Origin of the sequence: Methylobacterium sp. (assembly GCF_019750675.1) — a bacterium.
Classification (GTDB): domain Bacteria; phylum Pseudomonadota; class Alphaproteobacteria; order Rhizobiales; family Beijerinckiaceae; genus Methylobacterium.
The window spans coordinates 1-8,795 of record NZ_JAIEOF010000188.1 but is presented as its reverse complement, the minus strand read 5'-3'; the positions used below and the strand labels follow the sequence as shown (position 1 = coordinate 8,795).

8 protein-coding genes and 1 pseudogene are annotated in these 8,795 nt (G+C 65.9%); 3 read left to right on the top strand and 6 right to left on the bottom strand.

The features are described 5' to 3' along the window. Positions 1-444: 444 nt before the first annotated feature. The 3 genes from K2X24_RS10275 to K2X24_RS10265 all read left to right on the top strand — a co-directional run bounded on the left by K2X24_RS10275 (position 445) and on the right by K2X24_RS10265 (position 2,179). Positions 445-705: a hypothetical protein gene (locus K2X24_RS10275; RefSeq protein WP_238279311.1), complete on the top strand. Its 261-nt coding sequence runs from the start codon at positions 445-447 to the stop codon at positions 703-705. Positions 706-1,041: 336 nt separating this feature from the next. Further along, complete coding sequence (locus tag K2X24_RS10270; RefSeq protein WP_292497516.1) at positions 1,042-1,251, top strand: hypothetical protein; 210 nt, start codon at positions 1,042-1,044, stop codon at positions 1,249-1,251. A 271-nt stretch (positions 1,252-1,522) separates the two neighbouring features. Next, on the top strand, positions 1,523-2,179 hold the full coding sequence (locus tag K2X24_RS10265) for an SOS response-associated peptidase (RefSeq protein ID WP_292497513.1): 657 nt from the start codon (positions 1,523-1,525) through the stop codon (positions 2,177-2,179). Between the two features lie 274 nt (positions 2,180-2,453). Here K2X24_RS10265 and K2X24_RS10260 read toward each other — a convergent pair whose 3' ends face one another. The 6 genes and pseudogenes from K2X24_RS10260 to K2X24_RS10235 form a co-directional block, all read right to left on the bottom strand. Next, positions 2,454-4,175 (bottom strand): AAA family ATPase, encoded by a 1,722-nt coding sequence (locus K2X24_RS10260; RefSeq protein ID WP_292497511.1) that lies wholly within the window; start codon positions 4,173-4,175, stop codon positions 2,454-2,456. Positions 4,176-4,188: 13 nt separating this feature from the next. Then, complete coding sequence (locus K2X24_RS10255) at positions 4,189-4,638, bottom strand: hypothetical protein (protein WP_292497509.1); 450 nt, start codon at positions 4,636-4,638, stop codon at positions 4,189-4,191. Between the two features lie 101 nt (positions 4,639-4,739). Further along, complete coding sequence (locus K2X24_RS10250) at positions 4,740-5,630, bottom strand: hypothetical protein (protein ID WP_292497506.1); 891 nt, start codon at positions 5,628-5,630, stop codon at positions 4,740-4,742. A gap of 852 nt (positions 5,631-6,482) precedes the next feature. Further along, a pseudogene (locus K2X24_RS10245) lies at positions 6,483-6,581 on the bottom strand (IS6 family transposase); the annotation flags it as partial. A 331-nt stretch (positions 6,582-6,912) separates the two neighbouring features. Beyond that, complete coding sequence (locus K2X24_RS10240; RefSeq protein WP_292497503.1) at positions 6,913-7,437, bottom strand: DNA-binding protein; 525 nt, start codon at positions 7,435-7,437, stop codon at positions 6,913-6,915. A 586-nt stretch (positions 7,438-8,023) separates the two neighbouring features. Further along, positions 8,024-8,272, bottom strand: coding sequence for a hypothetical protein (locus K2X24_RS10235; protein WP_292497500.1), 249 nt, complete (start codon positions 8,270-8,272; stop codon positions 8,024-8,026). Between the last annotated feature and the right edge of the window lie 523 nt (positions 8,273-8,795).

Genomic DNA, 8,795 nt, shown 5'->3' with positions numbered 1-8,795 from the left:
GGTCAGTTCGTAGCGTCGCATCCCGCTCACATGGGGGCGACCACCCAACCTGTGAACCCTTTGCAGAGACGCCCTAGTCGGGCCGCCGGGACCCACGCAGGGTCATCGGCTACGTTCGCATGGCTAATGCCTTTCGGGATCACTCGGGAAGCGGATTCCTGTAGGCGACCACAACGCACTATCGATAGCTCTCCAGCAGGCCGCCATCACTCAAAATATCGGCGTTGTATATGGAATACCTGCTTAACGGACAGAGCTTTGAGCGATCTACCTCACACTGCTTCTCGACGATTCTAACGATGGCGCCCGAGGCCCTGGCTTTAATCCGGCTCATCGTGTGCTGAGCGGCACGTCAAGAATGAGATCGGCACCCCATCTTAGTTCCAGTCAGAAAGAAACGAGCCAACTACCCGGTTCGTACTGTAAAGGAGCTAGTAAGCTTTTATGAAGACCCGTATCGCCGCTCTCGCCACCGCCCTTGTCCTTGGCGTCGCCCCGATCTCGTCCGCGATGGCTTACGACAGCCCCTCCCGCTACACCGCCTTCTCGCCCTACGACGTCGAGACCACAGGCTCGGTCAACGATGTGCGCCGTCCCCCGGCCTATATTGGCTGCCCGATGAGTTCGGCCGCTGAGGGCAACGCCAACCAGCCGAGCTTCCCCACCCAGCAGTACGGCCAGACCTCTGGCGGAAACCGCTGCTAAGTGGACGGGAGGGAACTCCCAGATGCTGTTGAGGGGCTTCTCCTACGCGATGGCCGCTGCATTCGCGGGCGGCCTCGCCTTCACCGTCGTCGGCTCAGCCAACGCCTTCCTGAGCCTGTAAGGGCGCGGCGGTACTGATCTATCTTCCAGACCCGCCCGGCTCCCGCCGTGGTGGGTCTTTCGTTGCGCTTGACAGGTCGAAGGCACCCCAGCGTCACGCTCCCCCTGGCAAGGAGTTTTTGAAGCCGTTCCCCAGTCTACACAGGCTGCGCACAAAGCGTTTGACTGAGGTCTTCGAACGATGTTCGTCCTTTGTACTCACGGGGGACGGCTTCCATGACCGCTGCGCAGATCACCGAATTGGCGGCCATGAGCGAGGCTGAGGTGATCGCCCTTGCCTACGAGGAGGCGGCTGGCGGTGACACGCGCCGTGCCCTCCGGCTGGCCATCGAGGACGTCATAGCCCTCGAAACGAAGCTCACCGCCGCCGAGCGCATGGTCTCGCTCGGCTTCGTCCGAGGGGCCTTGCCCTCCAGGGCCGCATGACGTGGAGCGCCTGTGCGATGTCCGCGCGGAACGCCTCGTGATCCTGTGTAGCCCCTGCGGGCGGCGCGGGTCATACCGGATCGATCGGCTTCGTCAGCGCTTCGGGCCTCACGCCTCGGTGCTGGACGTCTACCTCGCGCTCACGCAATCCTGTCGCTTCCAGCGCGAGGTTGGGAGCCGGACGCCCAACGTCTACGGCATGACATGCCGGGCGAAGCTCGACACAACGGGCGGACCAACGGCGGCGGGCCTGCCGTCGAGGACCTGAGCCATGTGCAACCTCTACAGCCTCGTCACGCCGCAGGCCGAGATCCGCGCCTCCTTCGGCGTATCAGCCGACCGCACCGGCAACCTGCCGCCCATGCCGGGCATCTTCCCCGATCAGCGCGCGCCTATCGTGCGGGTGGACGAGGGCGGGGAGCGCGTCATGGAGATGTTCCGCTGGGGTATCCCCGGCCCGAAGCAGTTCGGCGAGCACCCCGTCACCAACGTCCGGAACGTGAAGAGCCCGCACTGGCGACCCTGGCTCAAGCCGGAATACCGCTGCCTCGTGCCGGTCTCGTCCTTCAGCGAGTACGCCGACACCGAGCCGAAGAAGACCCCGACTTGGTTCGCCCTCGATGAGGATCGCCCCCTGTTCGCCTTTGCTGGCATCTGGCGGTCCTGGACCGGGGTACGAGGCACGAAGGCCGAGAACCCCGACCGCGTCGAGGAGAAGCACCGCCTGTTCTCGTTCCTGACCTGCGAGGCCAACGGCGTAGTCGGGCCGATCCACCCGAAGGCGATGCCGGTGCTGCTGACGACCCCGGAGGAGTGGAGCACCTGGCTCGCCGCACCCACAGAGATCGCCCTGGAGCTTCAGCGGCCGCTGCCGGATGCGATGATGCGGATCGTGGCTACGGGTTCTCGTAGAAACCCGGCAGAATGAGATCCAGACGGGCGATCAACAAACAGGCCTACCGAGGCTGATCCGAGTGGGATCGCTCAATGAGCCTAGCTCTACGAAGTCGTGCGGGCCTGTCTCGTCCATCGAACAGTACGAGGCCGTCGCGCGGACCAAGCGTTTGGACGGAAGTCTATGAGGACGCAGCGCGTCCTCCGTTCCGTTGCGATCCGATACGACCAGCTTCGTTACCCTGAAACCGAAGGCTCCCCCCCCGCGACGACCGCTCTTGAAGGGCAGCCGCGGGAGGGAGTACCGATCAGTGCCGTCGGCTCGACACCTCCCGCGCGGCGACCACCGTCTCGACGAGCCGGGCGAGGCGACGGATCGAGCCGCCCGGCCAGTGCTGTCGAACGGCGATGATCTCCTCGCCGTCGAGCGTAGCCAGGAAGCGCGGATCCAGCCTCCGGCTCGCGGCAATCCCGGCTAGAACGGGCGGCAACAAAGCCTCAAGATCATTCGCGGTCGGGGCCTGCATCTCGATCACCCGCAATCGGTCGAGCAGCGGTCCCGGCAGAGAGGCGATGTCGTTGGCCGTAAACAGCCAACTGACATGACTGATGTCCAGCGGCGTCTGGAACGCCGGATCCGGATAGGCCCTGGCGGTCTCCGGTTCGATCATCGGCAGGAGGCTGTCCCAGAGCCGCCCATAGTCGCGGCGCGTCGAAGCCTTCTCAAGTTCGTCGACAAGCATCAGCGGGTTGGCCACACCGTAACGTGCGATCGCCAGGAAGGGGTGGGCGGGCTCGGCACTGGCCCAACGGCGGTCCAGACCACCGATCGCTGCCCCGCTGTCGTGGGTCGCGTCCACCCGCCAGAGCCCGACGCCGAGATGATGAGCGATCCGCGAAATCAGTCGGCTCTTGCCGACGCCAGGCTGTCCGAGGACGAGCGTGGGGCTGAACCCGACATAGCTCCGGTTCGTCAGATCAACGAGGAGGCGATCGATCAGATCAATTGCGTACGGAAACTCGAACCTGAGAGCGGTGCGCAATTGGGCCAGATCAGGCACGGGTGCGAGCGAAACCGGCTTGCCGATGATCGCCTCGTAGCCCTTGGTCATGCTGCGACCGCGATCGGTCCCCGTTTCCCGGACCTCGGCGACGACCACGATCTGCCCCGGAGCGAGCGCGACGGGCGTGCTGGGTACGGAGTTCGTCTCCCGCCGAGTGGCGGACGACTGCGACGCCTCACGCTCGCGCGCTCTGGCTTTCGCCAGAGCCTGCTCGGCCACGCGGCGCCGACCGCGCTCGCGCTCACCGGCCTGGTCCGCGACCGGCAAGGTCAGGCGCTCTCCAAAGAGGATCAACGCTCGGACCAGCGGGGTGCAGGTCATGAACTCGCTGCTCGCGCCGCGACTGAGAACGGCGGCGGCCACGACGACGTTCGAAGCGGCCGCGTTCAGGCTCAGAAGCGCTCCCTCGAGGGCCTCCGTCCAGGCCTCGAGGAGGGTTCCCCCTGCCGCCTGCTCGTGGATGTCGAGGTCCTCGTCGTGATCGGCTCGGCGCCCGAGGCCGAGGGCGGTCTGGGCCTCGGCCAGGGCGGGCAGGTGGAGGATGAGCCCCGGCAGTGCCTCGGCCTCGAGCCAGATCGGCAGCGCGATGCGGGCGGCGGCCGCCGCATCGTCGCCACCGCAGGACAGCAGCGTCACGCAATCGGCGAGCGCCCGTGCGGCCGGTACGTCCCGTTCGGCGGCGTGGTGGTCGAGAAACCGCGTCAGAGCACCCCGGGCAGCAATGACGTCCGGATCACACCAGGGATCGGCCCCCGCAGCGGCGACCATCGTGTTCCAAGCCGCGGCCAGATCGGTCGCCTCGGGCACGAGAGCCGAAATTTCGGCAACGATCCCCTCGCGGGCGGCCGGGATCCGCAAGGCCGTGTCCAGGCAGAGGCGTAAGCGCTTCGGGAAGGCAGCCAGGATGAGGGCCACTGCCGCCTTGGCATCGATGCGCGGCACGGGTGCGGTCGAGGAAAAAGCCATCGGTCGATCCTCCTCAGCGGCCGGGTGCGATGACGGACGCGGAGCCCTGATGGCCCCAGCCACGCCAGCGACGGGCGAGGCGCAAGGCGTCGAGATCGGCCCGGCGCCGGGCGCGGCGGCCGAGGGCATGCACGATGAGGTCGCGGCATGCGGGGTCGCCGAGGGCGGCGCACAGCAGGACGGCCGAGAGGGCCCGGTCGAAACTGCCGGGTCGGGCGACGCCCTCCGCCAGGATCGTAAGCGCAACACCGATCGCGGCGGCCGGATCGGCCTGGATCGCCGCTTCCCAGCCCGGGAGCCGCAAGGTCGGAGCCGCGAGAAGGGCAGTGCGCAGGTGCCGCTGAGCCGTGAGATTGAGGGTCTCGGGCGGCAGGGTCCTCCACCAGGTTAGGGGGGCGTTGGGATAGGCGAGAGCGGGCGAAGACACCGGCAGAGAGCGGTTCGGATCGATCGAATCGGTCATCGAGGCAAGCCTGGAGAAGGCACGGGCGCGAACGCGCAACGGTGCCAAAGGGAAAGGGAAAGGGGGGAAGTCGGCCGGGTCGCGGACGCGACCCCGCTGGATCAGGGCGCCATGGGGCGAGGCGGCAGCGGCATCACGGTTCCGGTCACCTCGAGGGTGCCCAAAGCGCGCTCGAGAAGGTCGGGAACGTCTGCGCGCAGTCGGGTCGTGATCCGGGCGGTGACCGCCTCGATGGCGGCCATGACGGGCTCCTCGAAGAGCCGGTCGATGTCCCTGCCACTGACGGACAGATCGGGGCTATAACCACCGCGTCCGTAGACATCGATCAGGACCGCTCGAACACGAGCGACATGAAAGCCCAGTGTATCGACGAATGCGAGGCCCTGGACTTGGGCGCAACGCAGTATCCACTCGATCTGATGGACTTTACGCGCCTCGGACTTACCCCCTCCCCTTTTCATCTCGATGATGAAAGCGTTCTGGGTCTGGCGATCGATCACGACGAGATCGAGCCGAACGGTTTGGGCGATGTCTCCCGAGAGGTCGATTGCCGTTTGCGACAACTGGGCCACCGAACTGCGGCGGACCAGTTCCTGGGTCGGCACGGTGATCGGCATCGGAACGTCCCGCATCACCAGGTAGCGGTCGCGGTTCGCCAGCACGTCGGCGAATGCCGCCTCGAGCAAGCCGCCGTGCCGCTTCACGACCGAGGACAGCACCGATGCGACCTGCGACAGGCCGGGACCGAGCAGCGGGTCGGGCGTGAAAACGTTCCGCAGCGCCTGGTCGACGACCAGATCGGCGGCTGCCAGCAAGGCAGGAGAACACGCGAACGAGTTGGCGGTCTGCCCGTATCCGCAGCCCTGCGCGGCCCCGCTACCGAGCGGAACGGCGATGCGTCCGGACGCGGTCGACCGGGATGCGGTGTCGCTGCCCGCGGGCAGCCGGGGCCGGCCGCTGCCCTGAGCAGCCGGGTGGGGAATGATGCTCATGGGGTTCAAGTCCGTCCAGAAGGACACCCAGCCCCCGCGCAGGCCGGCCGACGAACGGCACGGACAGCAGGCAGCCATGCGTCGGAACCCTAGGCTGCCGACGTCTCAGGGTGTCGTGATTGCAGGAGAGCGAAGGCCGCCGGCACTCCAGGCAGGAATGCGGAGGGTTGCGCCTTCAGGCGATCATGCGGATCGGCGGGACGGGCGAGAGGACCGGAGCGGTCGATGAGGCGCGGGACGGTTTCGTCGAGGGCGCAATGCCGGTAGGGGTGGTGGTAGCCATGGCTCGGTATCCTTATCCGATACGGGTCGTGGTCAGGCCGGGGCTGGTGCTGGTAACACCGGCGCCGGCCGCATCTGGTAAATGCGGCGTGGCGCGTTGCTGGTCTGCCATCTCCGAACTTGGCCCGGGCGCGAGGGTTTGGGAAGCGTCTGAGAGCGCCAATTATTCATTAGACAAGGCTTTCCGCCCGGCATCGTTAACGTAAGCCTGGCGTACGCCTCTGGGAACATCCGGGATTCCCCCGCCAACTTTGTTGCGGTGATTATTTTTCCATCTCTGACCGCTTACGCAGTTTCGATACGCATCTATTCCTGCATTTTGGTCTTCGATCACCCGAACTACGGCATCTGTCAGCTGCTCCCGTAGATCGCCCGTCTGGGCATCGGCAGACGCATCGACGATCCACTCTTACTGTTGGGCCGCATGGAACTGGCCGAACCAGCCTTCCAGACAGCTCTCAAGTGGTATCTCAACGGGAAGGAAGACCCGCGCAGGGCCTGTCGCAAAAGCGATCGCACCGGTGTTTACCCCACAATATTGCGGTAGCTCACCGGATAGCGCAGATACTATGCGACGGCCTGGACGATGAGCGCAGCCTTGTAGTGCCGACCCTTAAAGTCGGCCTTGGCGCGCTGCTTCAGCTTCGCAGCGATGGCAGACAGGATTATGAGCAGTTTCCGAAACGAAAGGCGTTATGCCGGTCGTATGGTCAACGTCGGATAAACACCTATGCGATCGCATTTGCGATAGGCCACGGAAAACTGGTTCGGCGCCCCCTCCCGGTGAGACCCGAATAGTGAAGGATCGCAAGAGACCCCGCCGGCCGCCGCGAGGGCGGGCCGGCGGGGCATGTCGTGTCCACACGACGGGAGCCGATACGCAGGACAAGGCTCACCGGAACCATGCGCGAACCCGGTTACCCGAAGCTCAATGCCGTTCGGGCGGAGGTCGTTCATTCCGGGAACAGGGGGCCCGACCGGATCGCGACGCCCCGGTATCCTACCAACAGGCTCGGGGCAGGCGGCGCTTCCAGCGCTCGGCGCGCGGCAGGGCCGCCACCTCGGGCCGCGCGACGCGCTGGGGCCGGACGAGCGCAGCGGGCACCGTACGGGTAAGCTCGAGGCGCGGCGGCGCGGGGACCGACGGCGCAGCTGCGATCGGCTCGCCCTCGGGGACGACCTTCCGCGGCCGGCCCCTGCGGCGCGGCGCGCCATCAGGTCCGAGGGATGGCACGACGCGGCGGACGCGGGGCAGGGGCGCCTCGTGCGGCATCTCGGATTCCGGCTCGGGCTGCGGCGGCTCCCAGACGATGAGGCTCGGCAGGATGCGGCGGGGCTCGGCGCATTCGGCGAGGCCCGGCGCGCCGTCCCGTTCGGTCTCGGCCGGCGACGGAACCGCCAGGGCCTTGTCCGTGGATTTGTCCTTGCGCGAAACGCGGGGCTGCTTGGTGGGGATGAAGGATCGGCCGGAGGTGATGCTGTGCTTGATTTCGACGGTGAATGACCGCCTTGTTTGTTTGCGCAACGGGCTCTCGCTGTCGGATGCTGCTTAGCTAAAGGGGATTTGGCAAAGCGGACTTGAACCGGGCGCGCCGTTCGATTCGAATCAGGCGCTGCCGCTGACCAATGCTGGTCCGGACCAGCTTAATGGATTGTTCGCGCCCGACGCAAGCAGATCGATTAAAAACCGGAGGATCGGCGCTCGTCAAATTGATCAAGAACTGGAAATGCCGGGCGCCGACATTTGCGAGCGCCGTGGTGATCGGGCGGTCGAGACCCTTTCGCAGTACAACCGCCCCCGGTGGAGCACGGGGCTCCGTTCAGTCCTAGGGCCTGCTGCTACCGCATCAACAACCATACCAGAGGCAGCGGAATTCAAGTTACAAGGTGTGTGATTTATTCAGAAATGGACCACACCTGACCCCAATTCTTTCCTTTTAGGAGAGGGAGTACGTCGCGTGTCGGTGGAACGTAGTAATCAGCTCGAAACCGCATCACACCGCTGCCGGTTGATCGCTTCGGTCTGGCTCGGTCGGAACGGGTCTTACCTTCCAAAGGTGCAGGAGCGCGTCGCGCGCGCGACCGACCGAAGCAATCGACCCGAAATCGGATCAATCTTGGGGCTTGCTGCGCGCGGCGCGCGCCATGCCGATCAGCTCGCGGGCGGTGAGCCAGCGGGGCGGCAGTTGAAGCGCCTGCCCGGAGCTTCCTACAGGGGCGGGGCGCCCGTGCACGACGCCGCTCGACCGGAGGCTGATGTCGTAGCCGCGCCAGAGCCTCCGTTGCCGCGCCGCCTTCGACGGCGTCCAAGTCGTCTCCGGGCAAGTCGTGTCCCGGCCTGCCTCACGCCCCACCGCCATTCCCATCCGCTCCCCGCATCGATTCAGCTGCGGATAACAAAGCTTGGCCGTTCGCGACATTCTTGAACTCCGCCGCGACCGCACTAAACGGACTTGCGCCGGCGGCCCGACGCAAATCCACCTAAGCTTTTGTTCGATCCCAGATTTTCGGCGCATGGCCGCGGACCGCTTTTTGCTAGATCGCCTTGGACACCCCGTGCCTGCCGGGGGATCGAAGGGCGCGCGGGGGCAACCGGCCGGATCGGGGCGCACCAAGCAGCGCGGCAGGATCGGGAACTCGCTTCCCATAATCGCGAAGTCCTGGCGCGGCGGCGGCCTGTCGCCAAAATCAATCACGCCCTATTCCGCCTTCGTTGCGCAGGAGACCCGCCTGTGCCGACCGGATCGAGCACGCGTTACCGTTGACTTAACCATGCCGGCTAGCCGAGATGGCATGTCTGGCCGCGCTCGACCCTGGGGTTGAGTCGCGCGCCGATCACCAATCAGGGAACATGGCCGCGCAAGAGACCTAAGCCCGAAACGC